Raw genomic sequence first — 21099 nt, forward strand, 5'->3', positions numbered from 1 at the left:
CTACTAATCAATCCCCATACGATTTGATATGATGAGATCACGATATATCGGATGTTAAAAAAATAACGATAACAGCTAAGGGGGATATTGCAATGGGTAAAGATGAGAAAGGGAAAAACAAAAGCTGGCTGAAGCACTTTGCCGGAACGCTGGCTGGTCCGGCCATATTTTTCCTGATCTGCTGGCTTCCGTTTTTTCGGGAAATGAATCAGGAAGCCGTCTATGTACTGGCCGTATTCGGCTGGTTTGTGGCCTGGGTGATTGCGGCTCCATTTTCATGGGGAATCAGCGCTCTGGTGCCGTTAGTGGTCCTGCCGCTCACCGGGATGGATTTCATGGCGGTGGCCGGAATCTATGGACAGGGAACCATGTTTCTCTGTATCGCCGTTCTGCTGATCGGTGAGGCGATAAGCAAACACGGGCTGGGCAAAAGGATCGCTGTCACGATTCTCTCGATGAAGTGGATCGATGGCCGATTCAGCCGTTTTCTGTTTGTATTTATGATGATGCTCTTCTGCCTGCTGCCGATTCTGATGTCCGGCGCAACCTTTATGATGTTCTCCTTAACCACATCGACTGTGGCCTATTTACTGGAGGAGTGCAAAAAGAATCAGCTTAATGTCAGTGAAAACCGCCTGCGAGCTGCGATGGGCTGCGGCCTGCTCTATGCGTTCTTTGCCGCATTTATGACCACGATACCGGTCTACACGCACAATACCGTCAATGTGGGCCTGTTAAAACAGATCAACGGAATCGACGTTTCCTTCTTCCAGTGGATGATCCCCGGCGTCATCATAGGGCTGGTTACACTTCTGGCCTTATATATGGTAATCCGGCTGATGAATCCGATCGGCGAGGATAAGCTGTTCAGCGATCCGGAGTATTTTAAGAAGCAGAAGGCGGAACTGGGGAACATGTCACTGGGCGAAATCATGAGCCTGATTCTCTTCCTGGTCCTGCTGGTTTTATGGGTGCTTCCGAGCGTCGTAACGCTTCCTGAGGGAATCGCCTCCTGGCTTAACATGTACTGGGTTGCCATCGCCGGAGTCATCGCGGCATTTATTCTTCCCGCCGACCGTGAGAAAAAGGAAGCACTTCTGACTGCCAGCGATTTTAAGAAGCTGGACTGGAACATGTTCCTTCTGGTGGCCTGCGGTATCGGTCTGACGGGCCTCTTGAAGACAACCGGTTTTACGGAATTCGTATCCGCGAAGCTGGCCGGTGTCAGCGGCTCCGGTCTCGTCGCTCTGGCCGCATTTGGCACCACCGGAATTACCAGTTTCATGTCAGGCCTGGCCACAGACATGATTCTCATGAATATCATTCTTCCCGTGATCGGAGCCACCGGAATCCATCCGCTTGTGATCGCCAAGATCTGCGCCGGCCTTGGAATGACACTTATTTTCCCGTGGGGAGGCTTCATGCCTGCCATGTGTTTCAGTTTAAGCGGCATGCAGGTAAAAGATGTAATCCGCATGGGTATTGCAGCTACAATTGTGGCCATGTTTATCGTCACTTTCGGCAACCTGATTCTGGTGCCGCTGTTCGTATAGAAGGAGGGAGTTACCATGTCAGCAGTACATAAAAAAATAGAACACATCATAGAGTCTCAGTTTAAGGCGGAGGAAACATTTCTGGCTGAATACAGGAGGGGAACATATACTTTTGAGCAGCCGTTTACAGTAGAAAATCCATACCTGATCGCCCCTCTCACCGCTCTGATCCTGTTTGAAACAGAGAAGGAAGAAGCCATCACTGTAACAGTAAAAGGGACTGAAACATACGGTGATTTCCATTTCACCACGAAAAAGGAACGCAGTCACACAATACCCGTTTACGGCTTATATGCAGACGCCGAAAATACCGTGATCCTATCCGATGAATCGGGCGCGGAATCCCGTGTAATCATCCGCACAAGACCGCTTCCTGAGCTGGTAAAGCGACCTGCCTATGTAAAGGAAAACGGGCCTCATATGGCAGAACAGCTGATGTTTTTAAGCCCCACCTCCGACGCTTTAATTGCAGGCTACGATTACAGGGGCGACTGCCGTTGGTACTGCAGTCTGAATATCGTATTTGCCGTTCACAGACTTGCTAACGGCAATATTCTGATCGGGACGGAGCGGCTGGTCGCTCCGCCCTACAATACAAGCGGCCTATATGAGATGAGCCTGATCGGAAAAATCTACACAGAATACCGGATTCCCGGCTCCTATCATCATGACCACGCAGAGCTTCCCAATGGCGATATCATCGCCCTGACCCAGGATCTGGGAAGCGGCAGTGTAGAGGACGTGGTGGTTCTGCTCGACCGTCGGACCGGGGATGTCAAAAAGACATGGGATTTAAAAGATGTCCTGCCCATGGGTGCGGGAGCCGTCAGCAGGAATCAGAACGGCTACGACTGGTTTCACAACAACGCGGTGTGGTACGATGAGAAGACAAACAGTCTGAGTCTGTCCGGCAGAAATGAGGACGCCGTAGTCAACCTCGACTTTGAGACAGGAAAGATCAACTGGATTCTGGGCGACCCGGAATGCTGGCCGAAGGAGATGACGGATCGGTACTTTTTCCGTACAGACGATGAGACTCTGGAATGGTGCTACGGGCAGCACGCCTGTCAGATTCTTCCGGATGGCGACATCATGCTCTTTGATAACGGGTGCTGGAGAAAGAAGAGCGATCCGGAGTGGTATCCGGAGGGGGAACGCTACTCCAGAGGCGTCCGGTATGAGATCGACACAGCTCAAATGACCATACGTCAGAAATGGCAGTATGGAAAAGAGCGCGGAGAGGAAGTATTCTCTCCGAATATTTCCAATATTGACTACTACGGAGAAGGCTGTTACCTGGTTCATTTTGGAAGCAACGGCCATGTAAATGGAAAGGTCTGTACCCGTACGCCGATGGCCCATTTAGCCGAGGGTGAGGTGACCTTTAATTCTGTCTCCGTAGAGCTTGTGAATGACGAGGTCATGTATGAACTCCGTCTTCCCGCCAGCTATTTCCGTGCGAAGAAGCTGCCTCTCTACTGTGAGGAAGAAACCCTGGTGTTCGGTTCCGGGAAACAAATGGGCCGCCTGGGTGTAACAGAGGAATTCGAGACGGAGGTACCGGCGGAATGCGGCGGTGAAATTCCTGATTCCCTCTGTCTCGAAATCAGAGAAGAAAACGACCGCTTTATCCTTCACGGTAAATTTGAAAATGGCCAGATCGTCATGGTCCTCCTGGAAAATGGCGGAGAACACCACCGCTACTTCGTACCTACCACAAAGCACGCATTCTCTTCCATCTGCGTCGGCACCTTCATCGAACACGATGAACGGATCGTCAGCCACCCGATCAATAAAGAGGGGCTGAAAGGGTGCTATGTGATAAAGGTGCTGGTGGAAGATAAGATTTACGAGACCGGAATTTCCGTAGAGTGCTGACGGAAATATAAATCAATAGATTTGAATCAGGAGCTCCCACTGTACAATAACAGCGGGAGTTTTATATTTCATATTTTTAAGGATATTTTTTCACAATTACTGTACAGTTCGAAACGTTTTTGTTAAATTTCAGCGCACAACATTGCCCGACAGTTACAATTGTGATATAGTTATAATCAAATAAGTTGATTACGTAACTTTTTCATATGTTTTAACTTGATAAAAGAAATGGAAAACAGAGGATAACGCGATGGCTGGTTTAAAAAATGAGCAGTGGATAAGAGCACGTTATGAAGAAGTCTGCAGGAATAATCCGGAGGAATACGCCCTGATCAGCATGAAGATTAAGCGTTTTCGAATATTCAACCGGCTGTTTGGATGGGAAGCCGGGGATGAGTTGATTGCCAGAATCTATGACTGTGTTGAATCCTGGCTGAAGCCGGAGGAATACATTGCGCATATCCGTTCCGGCTACTATCTCCTCCTGGTTCATATGCCGGAGGACTATGACGATATCTTTCATTATATCCTTGAAATTAACAGCAGGATCCGCGACTGGCCCTATGATGAAAAATACGGAAAAATATACATGGGCTACGGTATTTTCCGGCTGGAAACCAATCCACCTGACTTTCTTACCGCACAGTACAATGCCGATATCTGCCGCACAGAGAGTGCCGAATGCTGCCTGCGCAATTCTCATTTTGAAGTATACGGACTTACATACCACGATGCAAACCTGGGAAACTATAATATGGAGCAGGATTTCCGGCCGGCGATCGAACGGGAGGACTTTAAGCTCTATCTCCAGCCCAAAGTTGATCTGCGCACAGGAGAAATCACGGAGGCCGAGGCTCTGGTACGCTGGATCGATCCCGTAAAAGGCATGATCCCGGTTGGTGAATTTCTGCCGGAGCTGGAAAAGAATGGATTGATCGGCGATCTGGACTTATACATGTTTCAGCATGTATGCAGCACCATTAACCGCTGGCTTGAAATCTATGGAAGAAAGATCAAAATCAGCGTCAATCTCTCCAGCAACATGTTTAACTACCGCTATTTTCTTGACGAGTACAAACGTATTTACGAAAAAGTTCCCTGTCCCAAGGATTGTATTGAATTTGAGCTTCTGGAAAGCATCGTATTAAACCAGCTGGATCTGGTGCAGAAGGTCGCGGAACAGCTGCGGGATTACGGTTTTGCCTGTTCGCTGGACGATTTCGGAAGCGGCTACTCCTCGTTCAGCGTGCTGACCAACACGGCGCTTAAGACCTTGAAGATTGACCGCTCACTGTTCCGTAATTACTCCGATCCCAGAGAACGGGTTCTGGTCCGCCACATCGTCGAGACAGCCAAGGAACTGGACTTAAAGATCGTCGCCAAGGGAATCGAAACAAGAGAATACGTGGACTTCTTAAAGGGGCTCGGATGCGATTATATACAGGGATTTATCTTCTATAAGCCCATGCCTGTGGGGGAATTTGAACAGCGGTTTTTGCGGAATCATGAGCGGGCGCAGGTTGCGCCGCAGAGCATAGAATAACCAAAAGTGGTCATTAAATCTCTCACCAGGGATTTAATGACCACTTTTCTTTTATATCTGTATCTATTCCTCTAATAAAACCTGCAGACCTTCCCCCCTGTTATAACGGCTTCCGTCCCTGTCATACAGGATTGTATATGTTTTTCCATGAATCTCTACCCCCTCCAGCAGGAAATACTCCCATCCCTCCGGGATCAGCGGCTTCACTGCCGGCGGCTCCTGGCTGGGATCGATCCGCGGTGCGAAGGCCAGCCTTTCCCAAGAAATTCTCCTCCCGCGTCAGGTAATAAAACGCCTTTTCATATCCCGCGTCCGGCAAATTAAAATACCAGGGAATGTATCCGATCAGTTCCTTCACATTTCTGTCTGCCGGTATATCTTCAAAATCCATCGTGCCGCACGAAATGAAACATTTCTCCTTACAATCGATCTCCGCCGGAATCACCTGAAAGAAATCGCCGTTCCAGAGACTGTTCTGCACACTTTCCTTCAGCTTCTCTGCCGTCTTTGCAAACCGGGAGGCCGTCACCTCTTTCCCAGCTTTTTCCGCCAGCCGGGATATGGCGGCAGCATCCGCGTAAAGATAGGAGTTTAATGTCGGCCGGAATCCGGATCCGCTGATGGAACACTCCATGGCATCCCGGTCATCGATCGACCAGTATAAGCCGTTATCCCTCCGATGCTCTTTTGTCCACCACTCAAAATTCGAGATCAGATCGTCCAGCATTTCAATTCCAAATCCATAGTCTTCCAGCACACTACAGTAGTCCCATACTGCGTCGGCAATCCACGTGCTGTAAGACCGGACATCTCCGCTCCCTCTCAGCCAGAAACAGAAGTATATCGCCCAGAAGCTGGGATACCACGACAGCCATAACTTCATGAAAATCTATAAGCGGGAAACCGGGCTGACGCCATCGGAATACAGGAATTCCTTTCCCAACCGGCTGCGGTACGATACTTGAGGCACCGCAGCCGCCGCAATCATTTATCCAGCTTAAGGTAATATTTCATCTTTTCTTATCGGATCGATCTCCCTGCACAATTCGCGCATGTGTTCCAGGAGTGCACAGTTCCTCTGCTCCGGACTGAGATTATGCATTTCAAACGGATCTTTTTCCAAATCATACAGTTCTTCCATATCCCCCTGATTATACACATACTTTATCCTGCCTTCGACCGCCATCTTTCCCACATATGGAAACGCATGGCCATAGGTCTCTGCATAGACAGCAGTTCTCCATCCACCTCCACCTTTCTCGAAAAGAGACAGCAGATCGAGCCCATCCACCTGGCTGCGGAAGGCAGTTCCCGCAGCTGCCAGCACCGTAGGAGCCAAATCCACATTGGAAACCAGCCGACTACACACCTCCCCTTCGGGAAGTACGCCCGGGTACCGAATGGCAAGCGGAATCCTCATAATTTCCTCCGGCATATAGGCAGACTTATCCGTATGCCCTCCATGACATGCGATTCCGTCTCCGTGATCAGAGGTCCACAGCACCACGGTGTCATGACTCAACTGTAATTCTTCCAATTTACGAAGGACCCGCCCTACAGCATCATCAATCAGCGTAATCTGTCCATAGCACCGTGACAGAATCATTTTCCATTCATCTTCTGTCACGTTTCCCGGTCTCATCAGCTTTTTATTCCGGCTGATTCCTCTTCCTGTCTCAAATTGATATACCTCTGGCTTGCTCTTTAAATCATCCCGAAAACTCACAGGCAGTCTGATATCTTCCGGGGGATAAAGGGAGGCGTATTCCATTGTCGGATGATAAGGCTGATGGGGACCGTATAAATCTAACCGGATTGAAAACGGGTTGTCTTCCTCCCGTGTTTTTAATTCTTCCAGCAATTCACACGCTGCATGCGCATAATAAAAGGCCTCATGACTTTCTTTCGGCCCTATGAGAATTCCGGAAATCACTTCATTAAGGAGATCGTGGGTGAAAGAATAGATTTCCCCCTCCTTCGCCTCATCAATCCAGCCTTCCTCGCACATATTCTTCTCCACCATCATTTCAGCCGGAGGAAGTCCATGGCCTGCAAGGTATCTCCAATATTCCGGCTGATGGTAGGGATTATCATAGCCCGGGTAAAATAATCCATGGCAGCCAAGGTCTGCCGGACTTCCGCCGCCAGCATGCCATTTACCAATATAATAGTTGTCATACCCACTGTCCCTCAATGCATCCAAATACGTTTCATCACTGTCAGGCGCCATGGTTACAGCATTGTTTATCTGCCCGTGGTTACACGCATACAGTCCGGTGAGCATGGACTTTCTGGAAGGGCAGCACAGCGGCGTGGAACAGTAGGTATTCGTAAACAGAACTCCCTGTTCGGCCAGACGCTCAAAATTCGGCCTCTTTACTCCCTCATGCCCGTAATACGCATGGTGATCCGTCACAATCCACAGAATATTCGGGCGTTTGCCCTCTTGTCTTTTCATATAAAACTCCTCAGTTTACTGCTCTCTCGGCGACACAATCAGTCCATAGGAATTGCTCTGCCATAAGGAAAGTTCCACAATCGAATCCCCAGCCTCCTTTAGACAATGGTACATTCGCGCTCTCATTCTTCGCATTACATGAGCAAAGGCCGGTAATGCCGCCAGGTTCCGAAGTTCTCCCGGGTCTGACTCCATATCGTACAGCTCGTCAATGGAAAACGGGTTATAGACGTATTTCCATGTCTCGTCCCGTATCATACGGCTGGTCACAAGAGTGCTTTCATATCCATTAAACTCCACAAGAATCTCATCTCTCCACGCCTTTTTCCAGTCCCTTTCCTCCTGTCTCAAAAGGGGGAAAAGAGATTTCCCATCCATGGGCATTTTCTCCTCAAAAGCGGTATTCGCTGCTTCAAGAAATGTAGGCGCCAGATCTGCCAGGCTCACAAAATGGCTGCAGCTTCTCCCGGCTGTTTCCGCAGCATCTGCCGGTAATTTCACAATCAGAGGAATATGGTTGTCTTCCTCATACATATTAAATCCCTTGTTAAACAGCCTGTGGCCTCCCAGCATGTCCCCATGATCAGACGAGAACACGATCATGGCTTCCTCATACAGTTCTTTTTCTTTCAGCGCCTCAATTACCCGTCCGATCTGGGCATCGATAAAGCTGCAGTATCCCCAGTAAGCTGCGACCACCCTCTGCCAGCCCTTAAAACTTAAGTGAGCGGTATTCCAGCGCATCAGTTCCTTCTGCTGAACCAGCGGTTTCTGATCGAACATTTCATCAAAATTTTCCCATCTTTCAACCAGCTCCGGATCATACATCGTATCATATGGAGCCGGAACAGCGTAAGGAAAATGGGGGCCATGGAATCCTGCGCAGATGACGAAAGGCTCTTCCTCCTCAGAAAATCGTTCGATCATTTCAATAGCCTGGTCCGCAGTCCATGCATCATGGTGATCCCTCTCAGAGAGGACCGACCGGCCGCAGAATACGGCCTCCTTTCCCCACTCCAAAGGCTGCACCTCATGAATTCCAAAGTCATACGTAATGCCCTTTTGATTCAGCGCCTTTAAGAAATCGCCTTCGGTTCTCCAGTCCTCGATATACCACTGACTGTAATGTCCTTCCTCTCCCAGATGAAATTTGCCGCAGTAGCCCGTATGATACCCGGCCTCCTTTAAGTACTGAAAATAACCTTTATGGTCCAGAACCTGCCGGTCAAACACCGCATTGAAATTCCCCGTATTGGCGAGCTGACCGTGGTGATGCGGATAGAGGCCTGTGAGAATCGAAGCCCTGGCGGGCGAGCAGAGGGCGTTGGTTGTATAAGCGCGTTCAAACCGCACACCGTCTGCCGCAAGACTGTCCAGATTGGGAGTTTTAAGAACTGAAGCGCCATTACAGCCCAGGCAGTCATACCGCCACTGATCCGTTAAGAAATATAGAATCGGATAACTCATTTCTTCTACTCCTGTTCCTCCAGATACTGGGATACCTGGCGTTTCACCTCGTTCTCGATCTTATCGAGTCCCGCCGCCTCGGCCTGCTTCTGAAAATCTGCCAAAGTTTTGTCGATATCCTCTACCAGTCCCAAATCCAGAAGCGGGATATATTTCATGACAGTGTTGTTCATATTCGTAATTTCATTCTTAATCGAACTGTCATCTAAGTTAAAGCCCCCCAAAGGAAGGTCTGTCTGCTTCGATTTCCAATCTGCTTCAATCGTCAAAACATCTTCAAATGTATCTTCATTAACTCTTGCGTAATCTCTGTTTTTGAATGCCCAGGCTACACAGCCGCCAAAAGGATACTCGTCCTGTTTTTCCCCCAGCCGAAAGAAACCTTCCCTGCCAATCGCTTCCGTCGGATCAATCCAGTGAACTCCCTCGATTCCCATGCATACCAGATCGTTGCACTCCTGATCGAATTTTAATAAATCTATCGCCATAAAAGCCCGTTCTTTCTGGTCTGATGATGCCAGAACTGCCATTCCATCTCCGGTATAAGCTCCCAGCGTTTTTTTCTTATCCGGTGTCAGATCGTATAGCTCCGGTTTCCATTCCGGATGCTCCTTCATCACCTGACTGGCTACTGACCCGCACGTATCGAGATTCCAGATCAGTGAAGCAGACGTTCCGCTTAAGAAGGCTTCTTTGGGACTGGTGTTGTTAGCCACCGCGTTCTTTGACCAGAAGCCCTTATCGGCCCACTCCTTCATTTTCTGAATATAATTCCTGTATTCCGCAGTATCATAAAGCCAGAAGATATCCTCTGCCTTCATGGAATCGGAAAGCTGATAGTAAAACAACTGGTTGACTCCATTGACCGAGCGGTAATCCAGCAGGTTATTAATCATGATATACTTTAACTCATCATTCTTCTGAGAAGCGGCATAAGGGAATATTCCTTCCTCCCCTTCTGCAACCTTCGTATAATACGTCTCCAGATCATCGAGATTTTTCAGTTTTGAAAGACCGTATTTTTCTCTTAAATCCCCGCGAAGCAGAATCAGATTCTGTACGACCCTTGCATTGTTGGCCGGCACAAAGTAAACCTTTCCACCAACTTTTGCCTGGTTAAACGCCTCCTCCGGTTCCCCCTTGAAGGTCAGAGGCATACAGTTTTCCATGATTTCATCCGTAACCTCGGCAAATGCTCCCTTTACGGCTTCCGCCGAATACATTGCCCAGGTAGACGTATAAATCAGATCAAACTTTTCACCGGACGAGATTAACAGCGAATACTTCTGTGTATAATCACTTAATGACATATGCTTAACTCTCAGGGTTGCATTGATCTTCTCCTTCAGCTTCGTGTTCAATGCCTCGATCACATTCTTCTCACCGGCGGCTTCATCCCCGATAACATACATAACCAGTTCTATCGGCTCCGATACATCCTGGCCATTATAAGTCATGGCAGCCGTTTCCCCCGCAGCCGCTGTCTCTGCCGCTGTATTCTGCTGTGTGGCGGCCGCACTTCCTGCTGCCGGGCTTTCATTTGCCTTCTTTCCCGCACATCCCCCCAGCAGGCCCGCTGTCATGGCGGCTCCTACGGCCAGTGCCGCTATGCGGACCATAAAACGATTCTTCTTAAACATAAATCCTTCCTCCTTTTCTAATTGTGGCACACTTATCCTTTTACTGCACCAACGGTCAGCCCCTTCACAAAATATTTCTGGATTACCGGATAGAGAAATACAATCGGTCCGGTTACCACAACAGTCAGTGCCATCTTCATAGATTCGATCGGCAAGATATCTAAATCCGCTCCGGTCTGAGCCATGATATTCCTCATTCCCTCGGCGTTTCCGATCATTCGGTAAAGAAGATACTGAAGATTGTAGAGCTTGTCATCGTTGATAAACAGCATACAGCTGTACCAGTCATTCCATAAGAGCAGCGCGGTAAACAGTCCAATCGTTGCTATCACCGGCTTCGCCAAAGGCATGATAATTCTCATAAATATGGTGAAGTCCCCTGCTCCGTCTATCTTGCCCGATTCTGTCAGTTCATACGGAATGCCAGCCATAAACCCTTTAACCAGAAGAATGTTCCAGACAGAAATCAGGGAAGGCACAAAAAGGGCAAGTATATTATTATTTAAATGAAGATATTTCACACAAAGCACATACCATGGCACCAGACCGCCTGAAAACAGGGTCGTAAAGAAAAAGTAGAAGGAAAATTGATTTCTCCAGCAAAAATCCTTTCTCTGCAGCACATAACCGGTCATGGTATTTAAAAACACGCTGATCAGAGTTCCTGCAACGGTTACAAACAGAGTAACGCCGTAAGCCCTGACAATTTCTACGGGATTTTTAAAGATCGCTCTGTAGCTCTCCAGCGTAAATCCCCGGGGAATCAGGCCGTATCCATGGCGGATAATTTCCCTCTCTTCCGAAAATGAAGAAGCTAAAATAATGAGAAACGGAATCAGACAGACAGCTGCAAAACAAGATAATAAAAGATAGCCAACTCCTTTAAACCATTTTTCTTCGACAGATAATTTTTTCCAACCATTCATTTCAGTCTCCCCCTAAAACAAAGCATAATCCGGATCCCGCCGTTTCACGATGTAATTGGCGGCCACCACCGTAACAAAGCAGAGTACGGACTGATATAACCCAACGGCTGCCGTACGCCCCACATCCCCAGATTGAAGAAGGGAGCGGAATACATAGGTATCAATCACATCTGTCGCATCAAACAGCGCTCCATTATTACCGACCAGTTGGTAAAACAAATCCAGATTACCCTTAAATATTTTTCCTATGGCCAGTAACGTCATGGTAATAATCGTTGGCTGAATACATGGGATTGTGATATAGCGGATTCTCTGAAATATATTGGCTCCGTCAATCTGTGCGGCTTCATTTAAAGATGCGTCAATTCCTGCAATTGATGCCAGAAATACTACCATTCCATATCCCACGCCCTTCCATGCAGAGAAACCAATGATAATCCCTCTCCACCAGGACGGTTTTCCGTAGATGTTGACAGCCTCCATGCCAAACCGCTGCAATAACGCATTGACCGTGCCGTTTTCAAAATTGAACAGGCTGTAGGCAATCGATCCTACGATTACCCAGGAGATAAAGTACGGAAGGAAAATCACCGACTGCAGCGCTTTTTTCATCCGCTTTCCTCCCATCTCGCTGAGAATCACAGCAAAGCCTACCTGAAGCACTGTATTCACGACGATAAATGCCCCATTATAAAACGCCGTATTTACCGTAACCTTCATTGCATCCCCGGACTGGAAAAAGAATTTAAAATTCGTCAGACCGACAAACTCACTCCCCAGGATTCCCAGATCATACCGGAATTCTTTAAATGCCAGCACCAGACCTCCCATCGGCAGATAGGCAAACACAAACATCAGCGTGCATGCGGGAAGCAGCATGAGCAGCAGAACCCTGTTTTTTCTTACCTTACTTTTAAAACTGTTTTTTTCACCAACCATTGCCAACACTCCCGTCTCTTGTTTCTCACTTTCTACATTCATTTTATCAGGAGAAGGCCTTCGGCTGTATGGTAAGATTTTATGGTTGCATCGTATTATTTTTGCCCTGCTTTAAAAGGATCTTCACTTCAGTGCCTTCTCCCGGGCGGCTGGTAAAAAGAAGGTCCGAGTCATTGCCGTACAGCAGCCGGATTCTCTGCCGGATATTCCTGATTCCATAGGAGCTTCCGCTTCCGCCTGCTTCTGAAGCAGAAAACAGTCTGGAGATCTGCTCTTCCTCCATCCCGACACCATCATCGGTCACGGTAATGATCATACTGTCTTTTTCAACCGCACCGGAAATCGTTACGGTTCCTGTCTCATCTTCCGTTTCAAGGATTCCATGGAGAATCGCATTTTCAATCAGTGGCTGCAGGGTGATCTTGGGGATCGGAACATCCATCAGTTTTTCAGGAACCGCCACCTTTAGGGTAATCCTGTCTCCAAATCTCATATTCTGTATATTGACGTACTCCCTGGAATGCTCCAGCTCGTCCCTCACAGTTACTATATTGCGTCCTCTGCTTAAAGTGATTTTATAGAATTTTGCCATGGAAGCAACCGCTCTCTCAATATCGGCGGTTCTTCCCGCATAGCACATCCACTTGATCATATCCAGGGTGTTATAGAGAAAATGCGGGTTAATCTGGGACTGAAGCGCCTTTAGCTCCGCGTTCTTCACCTCTTTGCCCAAACGATATTTTTCCTCCAGCAGCGCCTTCGTCTCCTCGATCATATAATTGAAATTGTCATACAGGACACCGATCTCATCAGTGCTTTCGTCCGGTTCCAGGCCGGTCAGCTCGCCGGACTGAACTCGTTTCATGTGCTCTGCCAGAAGCCCCACCCGATCGGTAATCGACTTTCCGATCAGATAAATACAGACACTCACAAGGGCCGAAAAGAGAATCATACAGACAAGGAAACGATTTTTCAGTGCAGTGATCTCCCTCATAAATGAGCTGTATGGAATGACTGTCATCATGGTCCAATCCAGATTCTCGAAATCCTGCGTCCGGTACAATACCGCATTTCCTTCCATATAAGCTTTTTGAAATCCGGCCGTTCGCGCTGTCTCCCACGCCTCCTTTGGTATTTTCCCCTTCCCGGTTCCTGCCACAATCTCTCCATTTCCATTGCAGATATACGTCTCGGCATCCTTTGCGGCATTGGCTTTGTTTAGTATCTCATCAATCTGGCCCTTATCCATATCTACCCGGAGATAACCGATTACTTTTCTGTAATCATTTGGACTTTTTACGGTTCTCGCCAGCGACAGGATTTCTTTCTCCGTTTTCTCGTGTTCCGCCAGCCAGGAATACGGACAGCCCAGAATCTGATCCGCATCTTCCTGCAGATACCGATACCATACCGTGGACTCTATGGAATTCAAGCCAAACAGATGAATCTGGTCGATCGAATACATCAGCTCATCCCGTACATAGATTCTCACCCGGTCAACGTCCTCTCCGTTTCGGGCATCCTCAAAAGCCTTGCGCATGTCCAGCATATCGGACATCTGCTCCACAATTCCATAGTCGTTTAAATCTTTCAAAAGAATTCTCTGAATCATATCGCTGTTTGCAAACTGGTTTAATGTATCCGATGTCTTTGAAAAACGATAGGCCAGGAAATCGTATGTCTGGGAAAATCCCTGCTCTGCCGAATAAGACAGTTTTTCTTTCAAAGATCTGCTGAATATCTGCATGACAAAAATTCCGATTACAAGAATCGGAATCATCGTAAGCAGCAGATAGGCCAATACCAGTTTCTTTTTTAGCGGAACACGGTTAAATACGTCCTTTTTCCTCTTTTTTGCTTCTGTATTCAAGGGGCGTCACTCCTTCTATTTTCTTAAACACCTTGATAAAATAATTGCTGTTCTGATAGCCGGTTAAAAAAGCAATATCCTTGATTTTCATGGTTTCATCGGCCAGCAGCTCTTTCGCCCGTGCCACCCTGTATTCCATAATATATTGGGTAAGGGTTACCTGACACTCTTTTTTAAATACAATGCAGAGATAAGAGCTTGTCAGCTTCAGTTTATCCGCTATGGAGGCCAGAGAAAGATCCATCTCTCCGTAATGGCGGCTGACGTAATACTTCACCTCATCAGAAACTGCGGGCTTCCCATTCTCTTCCGATACGTTTTCAAAATAAAGCTGCAGGCTGTCAATTAAGTAGGTCTCCAGTTCTGACAAGTAACCGGCGTCCCAAATCTGGTCATGCACCATAGATTCCGTAACCGTTTCAAAGGCCAGAATCCGGCGGCGTGATGCCGCATCGAGCATGCGCAGCATACAGCGATAAAAAAATTCTTTTACATGGAATACGAGTGTTTCCGGTTTTTCTCGGATTTTAGACACGACATCGCCGATAAACGCTACGGCTTCTTCAAAATTTCCATAGAACAGTTTTTCCTGAAATTCTTTTAAATCTTCATCGCCAAAGCGAAAGACCACCTTTTTTTCTGGCGAAACTGCGATCAGATCCCCAAAGGTCTTATCCGGTGGAAAGAAAAAGCTCTGCTGCATCCGGACCACCGCATCGTGGTAGGATTCATAAATGCCGGAAAGGCCGCTTACGCGGCTTCCCACTGCCAGATAATACCGGTAATCCGATGACAGTATGTGTTCAAACCAGGCGGTCAGGCGATCCGTGCTGCCAGCCACCTCTCTTGAATGATCGGTTCCCAGACACACATGTATCACAAGATAATGCTCGTCCTTATATCCGGCAATGCAGTCCAGCCCTCTCCCATGCAGACCTTCCGTGAGAATGGAGGCCAACTGAAACCATGGGTTTTCTATCCGTTCAGGAGGATTTCCCTTATCTTCCTGAAGCCGGCCTGCCAGTTGAATTAAAAACGTCCTGTAATCTGCATCAACCGGCAGATTCGGACAGGCAATCTTCCTCTTCTCCTCCACCTCTGCCATATTCCGTATTTTTCGTGTCAGGTTCAGGGCTATTTGATTCTTAAGCGCTTCCAGGCCGGCCGAAAGCTTCCCATCCAGGTCCTCCTTCCTCCTGGCCGCTGCCATCCTCTCCTCCTGAATCTGACAGGCATTTTGAAGTTCCTTCCTCATCTCCTCTATATTGATCGGTTTTTCCACATAGCTGACGGCCGAAACCGAAATGGCCGCCTTCAAGTACTCCTTATCCGAATATCCGCTCATAAACAGAATACTGCATTCCGGATACAGCTGACGGATACGAAAAGCCATCTGAATCCCATCCATCTTCGGCATCCGGACATCGGTAACGACGATGTCCGGTTCAAAGTCACCCGCCTTTTTCAGGCCATCGATTCCATTTCTGGCCGTCATGATCTCCGTAATACCAAGACTGTCCCAGTCTATCCTGGCTACCAGCCCCTCCCTTGCATACTCTTCATCATCCACAAGAAGAAGTTTCATCCCCCTACCTCCGTTTATGTAATGCATTCACCTGTTTTACAGCACGTTCCTGTATTACTGCATTTCCCTGTTTTTTATCTCCCATAACAATGCAGCACCGGCGGCCGGCGCATACCGGTAGGCGGCAGCTGCATCCACACAGACCGCTCATCGTGCCGATTCCAGACCAGTGTGTTGGTCACTTCAATCATAAGATAATTTACTCCTTTTCTCAAGTATTCCGAGATATCCAAATAGTGGAAATTTGTCAGAAGATCACCGGCATATCGCCCATTGACAGAGATTCTGGCACACTCCGAAATATCTGGCAATTCCAGAATTATCTTTTCCATCTTCTCCGCCTCTTCCTCCAGACAAAAAATGCCCTCATAACGGAACGTGCCGCAGAACCGGGGAAAATATCCTTTCCCATTGAGGTTTGGCAGTCTCCCGCCTGCTTTGATTTCCAGACAAGGTTCAAAGTCCGCACCATTGCCGTACACCGCTTTCGACACCTTCCAGTCCGTATCCACGCTTATCTGTTTCCGAAGCTCCAGCGAACCAGGCGCTGCACTGGCCGGCTCATTTTTCAGCGTTTCTTCACCTTCCTCCACGGTAAAGCAGCATACTGCTTCTCCCGGCCGCAGACAAAGGTGGATAAGGTTGGTCTCCCCATTCAAACAGGTTACCGGAGCGTATTCTCTAAGCGCCTCGTCCTCATTCACATTCTGTATACAGTTTTTCATTCCTTCATAGATTCTGAACTGTTTTCCCTGCAAGAAAGGAATTCTTATATCGGCTTCCAGCCTGCGGTAAGAGTTTTCATTGAAGAAAAAGTAAATTGTGGTATCGGTCCGGTCATAGCAGCATACGCGTAAGTCCTTTTCAGTCCGGTTCAGGCAAACAAACGGTTCACTTACCGCCTCTGCTGCCGTTGCCAGTTCATGCAAGGGCACCACCCGCATCCACATTTTTGCTTCCTGGGGCAGTGCTGTACCATCTGTCATACATTCCGGCAGCCGGTCCACCATAAAGACCGGTATTCTGTTTCGATATGCCTGCTCTAAAAATCTCGCCGCCTGGATTGGAAGCCGGCTGCAGGCCGGAATAATAAATACCCGATACCGATTGCCGTTGATATGCAATTCATGATCGTGGAACTCCGGCACACTTATCAGCAAATCAGCAGGAACCACATCGCAGTCCATCTGATGTTCCAGGAGTTCCCGAACCGGCTTCTGGAAACACATGGCCTCTCCTCCCCATTCGGAATCCGCATGATACAGCACCGCCGCCTGCCGTCTTCTGGTTCCTCCGTGAAACAAATGACTCATACGGTTCATATACCCCATCAGCTTTTTAAAAAATGGATACTGTGGGTTATTTCCCCTCGCGTAAAAATGAGGCGGACAGTCCTCGTCCGGAAACGCAGGCGAAAATGCATGCGGGACAAACTCATTAATTCCACGGACGAGCATGTGATCTGTCAGCCACTTCATCAGCGAGACGCCCTCTCCCCATCCATAGGCACCGAATATCTCACACATGGCCCTCCCTGCCTTTTGGGGATCCAGGCAGGCGCCTGAGCTTCCCAGCTTCCCAAGGCCAAAATGAAAGAATTCCCCGTCACGGTCGGATGCCGCCCATTGATGGATCGTACCGGTAAATCCCGGGAATATCTGAGTCAGGACCACATCAATACCGGACATGTTCTGTCCCTCCTGTGCCCGGAAATAGTGGCCAAGGCTGCATCCGGTACGCCCATGAGCATTGTCATCTTCGATCAGGTGCCCGATGTATTCAACGCCATGCTCCGCGCACCATCGCCCGATCTGACAACTGAAACAGTACTTCACCAGTAGCGTCACCTGATCCATGTAAGTCCAGCGGATCTCACCGGTCCTGGCACCCATATCATACCAGAGGGCCGGCAAAAAGCCCGCATATTCCGGTCCCCATAACTCCTCCAGGCGCTGCCTTAGCTGTCTGCTCCATGGAAGCGCGATGTTGGCCGTCCCCAATCGCTCTTCAAAATGATATTCCGGAGTATTGCCAAGCTCCGGTTCGTCAGAAAAGAATCCGGCAAACGTCGTTCCAAACTCCGCCTGATATCGTTCAAAATGAGGCTCATATACGGTATTTAAAAACAGTCTGACTGATTCTTCATCAATCGGATTCATATAATGACATCTCCCGCCGCCCTCACGGGTGGTATAAAGCACCATCAGCCGGTAACTCCCTTCCGGAACAGACAGATATACCATCCCATCCTCGAGTTCCCCCGTCACTTCCCTGTACCGTTCTCCCGACAGCGCCCGGCTGCCTAAGTCGGGGCGCTCGTACAGCCAGATTCCCAGAAGCTCTTCCGCATCTCTTAAAAATGGCTCCACGGTTATGGCGATCTCCTCCCCAGGTCCGCAGATATCCATATGGGCCTCTTTCAAATATACCTTCGCTTTCTCCTTATTGGTCTGATAGACACCATTGCCATATCCCGTCGGAAAATGAGAATCATCCAGCAGCCAGATTCTCATATTTTTTTCTTTGGCTGCCGCCATCAGCGCATCCATTTCCTCCCACCACAAATCTCCCATAAAATCCGGATGCGGCCTGGACTCCACACAGACTTCCCGAATCCCACAGTCCCCTATTTGATCCAGTTCATCAAGAATGATTTCTTTTCCCTCTCCATGCATCCACAGGAATGGCATGATATAATTGCCGCCCCGGCCAGTTATCACTTCATTTATGCATTTCGGATCCCTCATACCATTTCCCTCTCCTCCGTCTGATCCTGGTCAGGCCATCTTTGAGAAGACGCCACCATGATCGTCCTGCACTCCTCATAAATTCCGGGAATATCCCCCTCCTGCCTCGGCCTCACTCCACAGTAAAAATGATACAGAACTCCGTTGACGGCAATGACAGAGGCCTTATGTGCATGGCGGGAATCGTACGCTCCCTCCTCACCGTATGGCAGTATAGGTTTTTCTGCTTTTTCCCAATGGATTAAATCCTTTGATACAGCAAATCCTTCCTGCGCATGAACTCCATCGAATCCAAAGTAAAAATTCAGCCAATACTCCCCGTCCCGTACGATGCAAGGCTCAGAAAGGAATCGTTTATCCCAGTTTCCGGCTTCCACTCGCAGGACCGGTTCCCTCTGCAGCCGCTCCCAATGGATAAAATCCTCGGAAACCGCCACGCCCGTCTGCTCAATCCAGTAGTCTTCTTCATTTTTAGCATTATAAAACAGATACCAGCGTCCATCCTTTTCAATTATGCATGACTTATAGAGTCCGCCGCGCTCCCATTCTGCTCCATCTTTCCAGGATAAAAACGGTTTATCCGGGAAATGCCAGTCTAACAGATTTTCATCTTCAGTCCAGGCCATACCCAATTCGGCAGGCCCTTCCTCATATCCTTTCTGTGGGTAGGAGTTAAATACCATCCAATACCTTCTATCAATCTTCTTAAGTCTGGGAACTGCATATAAATCATCGCTCTCTTTTACAATCCATGTTCCGGCAGCCCCAACGCTGTACCAGTGCTGTCCTTCTTCCTCCCGCCTGGTTACCATGCCCTTAAAAGTCCAGTGTATCAAATCACTGCTGACTGCCAGAGCCGACTGATACGAGATCCCATCAAATCCGGTATAGAGCATATGGTACTGCCCCTGATGCCAGAAAACAAACGGGATATCCACCGCCTTCTCGTCAAATGTTCCCGGTATTCCAGAGCCTGTGATCACAGGAAGTATCCGCCGGTAAGGTGTCACATACTTTTTTACAAGTTCATCCGCAATATTCATCACGATTCTACCCCCATTATTTATTCTTGTTTCAGTATACCGGATACGCTTCTTACCATATATAGCAAAATATTCGGATGAAATAGTAATAAACTGTATTCCATTAGCTGTCTGGTTAAAAATAGAGGTTCAAATTCTTTTAGCATCTGCTCTATTGGAATAATCTATTTTTGCAAAAAAATATGCTTTCATCCGGATAGATAAGTTTTGACTATTTCACTTATCAATCCAGAAGGAAGCATATTTTACGGACCTCTTTTTTCCTGATTACGAATTTATTATTATATGGTTCTGTTGCTTATTCTTATTTGAAATTACAGTCTGAAACTTTACACACACGAATCGGTACAAAAACGGTATTGAACTTCCCGCAGATTTCTTCCTCCAATGCTGTCATTTAAGTAGTGATTGGTTGGTTTAAAACCAGCTTTTTCGTAAAAGCTTCTTGCCCTATAATTCTCTTCCAGGACCCATAAAAATATGTCACGGTAACCTAGACGTATTAATCCCTCTACCGCAGCATTAAGCAAATGCTTTCCATACCCGTTCCCCATGTACTCAGGTAACAAATATAGTGATACAATCTCTCCAAATTCCTTAAATTCCGGAAATCTGGACTTACAAAAACTGGTCGTGCCGATAAAAATATCATTTTGAATCATGACAATCGTATTCATTTCTGCCTGATCAAAATTGGCGGCCCACCGGCCTGTTGGAATACTATCCAAATATGCCTGTGGTATTATGCCTTTATATGCATATTTCCAACTTTCCTCATAAATATGGCTGAGTGCAAACCGATTGTCGGATGGTTTCATGAGTCTGATTTCCATAGCAATATTCCCACATACTTTGATCATTGATAAATTATGTGAATACCTCCTGTTTACTTTCTCTTACCCTCGTTTCAAAAGATATCTCAATTTCCATACCCAGAGTGATCTTCTCTTTTGAACGCACTTTCGCGGGGAGCGCGATAATATGCGTTTCATCCCCCTTCGGCATGAACGATGTCGGCCAACTCGTATTACCAACTATGGCAGTAACCGCAATAAAACCAAACCGGTGACCACCAAGCAATTCAAGTGGTTTGCTGATTTTTGTTGGAACCGAAACATAGTACCAGCCTCCCTGCGCTTCAAAACGTTCGACAAGTGCGGTAAATGTCTGTTTCATTCTTACCTCCGTTTAATATGAACAGGCTATCTTTATGGATGGATTCGTGATCGCTGAAAACATTTGGTATGTATTGATATATCTTATCGGCAATCCCCACAACGTGCTCGATATCAACTCCTACCATATTTAAAATTTTCTTTTCTGTAAAAATTAACAGCTGGACACGGAAAGAACCTCCCTTTTGACCAACCTGGGCAACGATCCAATAGATTTTCTCACGAGGAATTACCGTTTTCTTATTTTTATTTTCACAAAGCAACAGATAAGAAGG

16 protein-coding genes are annotated in these 21099 nt (G+C 47.6%); 4 read left to right on the forward strand and 12 right to left on the reverse strand.

Features of this window, described 5'->3' with window-relative positions:
• The first annotated feature begins 92 nt into the window (after positions 1 to 92).
• From DFR60_RS06890 to DFR60_RS06900, 3 genes are all read left to right on the forward strand, one after another.
• Positions 93 to 1553 carry an SLC13 family permease gene (locus DFR60_RS06890; protein WP_110322237.1) on the forward strand — a complete coding sequence of 487 codons (1461 nt, stop codon included), beginning with the start codon at positions 93 to 95 and terminating at the stop codon, positions 1551 to 1553.
• 15 nt (positions 1554 to 1568) lie between these two features.
• A complete protein-coding gene (locus DFR60_RS06895) occupies positions 1569 to 3431 on the forward strand; it encodes an aryl-sulfate sulfotransferase (protein ID WP_110322238.1) in 1863 nt (620 codons plus the stop codon).
• Positions 3432 to 3681: 250 nt separating this feature from the next.
• Positions 3682 to 4974, forward strand: a complete 1293-nt coding sequence (locus tag DFR60_RS06900; protein WP_110322239.1) for an EAL domain-containing protein — start codon at positions 3682 to 3684, stop codon at positions 4972 to 4974.
• 121 nt (positions 4975 to 5095) lie between these two features.
• Here the strand turns inward: DFR60_RS06900 and DFR60_RS06905 are convergent, their stop codons facing one another.
• Positions 5096 to 5857: an MGH1-like glycoside hydrolase domain-containing protein gene (locus DFR60_RS06905; protein WP_207659508.1), complete on the reverse strand. Its 762-nt coding sequence runs from the start codon at positions 5855 to 5857 to the stop codon at positions 5096 to 5098.
• Between DFR60_RS06905 and DFR60_RS06910 the strand changes: the two genes are divergently transcribed.
• Positions 5856 to 5939, forward strand: coding sequence for a hypothetical protein (locus DFR60_RS06910; RefSeq protein WP_243005007.1), 84 nt, complete (start codon positions 5856 to 5858; stop codon positions 5937 to 5939). The genes DFR60_RS06905 and DFR60_RS06910 overlap by 2 nt on opposite strands.
• A 32-nt stretch (positions 5940 to 5971) precedes the next feature.
• Here the strand turns inward: DFR60_RS06910 and DFR60_RS06915 are convergent, their stop codons facing one another.
• The 11 genes from DFR60_RS06915 to DFR60_RS06965 form a co-directional block, all read right to left on the reverse strand.
• On the reverse strand, positions 5972 to 7432 hold the full coding sequence (locus DFR60_RS06915; RefSeq protein ID WP_110322241.1) for a sulfatase-like hydrolase/transferase: 1461 nt from the start codon (positions 7430 to 7432) through the stop codon (positions 5972 to 5974).
• 15 nt (positions 7433 to 7447) lie between these two features.
• Entirely contained in the window at positions 7448 to 8899 is a 1452-nt protein-coding gene (locus DFR60_RS06920; protein WP_110322242.1) for a sulfatase family protein, read from the reverse strand.
• Between the two features lie 5 nt (positions 8900 to 8904).
• On the reverse strand, positions 8905 to 10539 hold the full coding sequence (locus DFR60_RS06925) for an ABC transporter substrate-binding protein (RefSeq protein WP_110322243.1): 1635 nt from the start codon (positions 10537 to 10539) through the stop codon (positions 8905 to 8907).
• A 32-nt stretch (positions 10540 to 10571) separates the two neighbouring features.
• Entirely contained in the window at positions 10572 to 11465 is an 894-nt protein-coding gene (locus DFR60_RS06930; RefSeq protein ID WP_110322244.1) for a carbohydrate ABC transporter permease, read from the reverse strand.
• 12 nt (positions 11466 to 11477) lie between these two features.
• Positions 11478 to 12404: an ABC transporter permease gene (locus DFR60_RS06935; RefSeq protein WP_110322245.1), complete on the reverse strand. Its 927-nt coding sequence runs from the start codon at positions 12402 to 12404 to the stop codon at positions 11478 to 11480.
• 79 nt (positions 12405 to 12483) lie between these two features.
• Positions 12484 to 14274, reverse strand: a complete 1791-nt coding sequence (locus tag DFR60_RS06940) for a cache domain-containing sensor histidine kinase (RefSeq protein ID WP_110322246.1) — start codon at positions 14272 to 14274, stop codon at positions 12484 to 12486.
• Positions 14234 to 15859 (reverse strand): response regulator, encoded by a 1626-nt coding sequence (locus tag DFR60_RS06945; protein ID WP_167437536.1) that lies wholly within the window; start codon positions 15857 to 15859, stop codon positions 14234 to 14236. The genes DFR60_RS06940 and DFR60_RS06945 overlap by 41 nt, the downstream gene beginning before the upstream one ends.
• A gap of 74 nt (positions 15860 to 15933) precedes the next feature.
• On the reverse strand, positions 15934 to 18606 hold the full coding sequence (locus tag DFR60_RS06950) for a hypothetical protein (protein WP_110322248.1): 2673 nt from the start codon (positions 18604 to 18606) through the stop codon (positions 15934 to 15936).
• Complete coding sequence (locus tag DFR60_RS06955) at positions 18603 to 19649, reverse strand: family 43 glycosylhydrolase (RefSeq protein WP_110322249.1); 1047 nt, start codon at positions 19647 to 19649, stop codon at positions 18603 to 18605. The genes DFR60_RS06950 and DFR60_RS06955 overlap by 4 nt, the downstream gene beginning before the upstream one ends.
• Before the next feature lie 329 nt (positions 19650 to 19978).
• Positions 19979 to 20467 (reverse strand): GNAT family N-acetyltransferase, encoded by a 489-nt coding sequence (locus tag DFR60_RS06960; protein WP_243004993.1) that lies wholly within the window; start codon positions 20465 to 20467, stop codon positions 19979 to 19981.
• A 49-nt stretch (positions 20468 to 20516) separates the two neighbouring features.
• The gene (locus tag DFR60_RS06965) at positions 20517 to 20825 is read right to left on the reverse strand and encodes a DUF1905 domain-containing protein (protein WP_110322250.1); all 309 of its coding nucleotides are present in this window, start codon (positions 20823 to 20825) and stop codon (positions 20517 to 20519) included.
• Positions 20826 to 21099: the final 274 nt, after the last annotated feature.

Origin of the sequence: Hungatella effluvii (genome assembly GCF_003201875.1) — a bacterium.
GTDB classification, from domain to species: domain Bacteria; phylum Bacillota; class Clostridia; order Lachnospirales; family Lachnospiraceae; genus Hungatella; species Hungatella effluvii.

Excerpts from the sequence above, each read along its gene's own strand:
- DFR60_RS06890 (WP_110322237.1), top strand. The coding sequence starts at position 93 with ATGGGTAAAGATGAGAAAGGGAAAAACAAAAGCTGGCTGAAGCACTTT.
- DFR60_RS06895 (WP_110322238.1), top strand. The coding sequence starts at position 1,569 with ATGTCAGCAGTACATAAAAAAATAGAACACATCATAGAGTCTCAGTTT.
- DFR60_RS06900 (WP_110322239.1), top strand. The coding sequence starts at position 3,682 with ATGGCTGGTTTAAAAAATGAGCAGTGGATAAGAGCACGTTATGAAGAA.
- DFR60_RS06910 (WP_243005007.1), top strand. The coding sequence starts at position 5,856 with ATGAAAATCTATAAGCGGGAAACCGGGCTGACGCCATCGGAATACAGG.
- DFR60_RS06905 (WP_207659508.1), bottom strand. The coding sequence starts at position 5,857 with ATGAAGTTATGGCTGTCGTGGTATCCCAGCTTCTGGGCGATATACTTC.
- DFR60_RS06915 (WP_110322241.1), bottom strand. The coding sequence starts at position 7,432 with ATGAAAAGACAAGAGGGCAAACGCCCGAATATTCTGTGGATTGTGACG.
- DFR60_RS06920 (WP_110322242.1), bottom strand. The coding sequence starts at position 8,899 with ATGAGTTATCCGATTCTATATTTCTTAACGGATCAGTGGCGGTATGAC.
- DFR60_RS06925 (WP_110322243.1), bottom strand. The coding sequence starts at position 10,539 with ATGTTTAAGAAGAATCGTTTTATGGTCCGCATAGCGGCACTGGCCGTA.
- DFR60_RS06930 (WP_110322244.1), bottom strand. The coding sequence starts at position 11,465 with ATGAATGGTTGGAAAAAATTATCTGTCGAAGAAAAATGGTTTAAAGGA.
- DFR60_RS06935 (WP_110322245.1), bottom strand. The coding sequence starts at position 12,404 with ATGGTTGGTGAAAAAAACAGTTTTAAAAGTAAGGTAAGAAAAAACAGG.
- DFR60_RS06945 (WP_167437536.1), bottom strand. The coding sequence starts at position 15,859 with ATGAAACTTCTTCTTGTGGATGATGAAGAGTATGCAAGGGAGGGGCTG.
- DFR60_RS06950 (WP_110322248.1), bottom strand. The coding sequence starts at position 18,606 with ATGAGGGATCCGAAATGCATAAATGAAGTGATAACTGGCCGGGGCGGC.
- DFR60_RS06955 (WP_110322249.1), bottom strand. The coding sequence starts at position 19,649 with ATGAATATTGCGGATGAACTTGTAAAAAAGTATGTGACACCTTACCGG.
- DFR60_RS06960 (WP_243004993.1), bottom strand. The coding sequence starts at position 20,467 with ATGAAACCATCCGACAATCGGTTTGCACTCAGCCATATTTATGAGGAA.
- DFR60_RS06965 (WP_110322250.1), bottom strand. The coding sequence starts at position 20,825 with ATGAAACAGACATTTACCGCACTTGTCGAACGTTTTGAAGCGCAGGGA.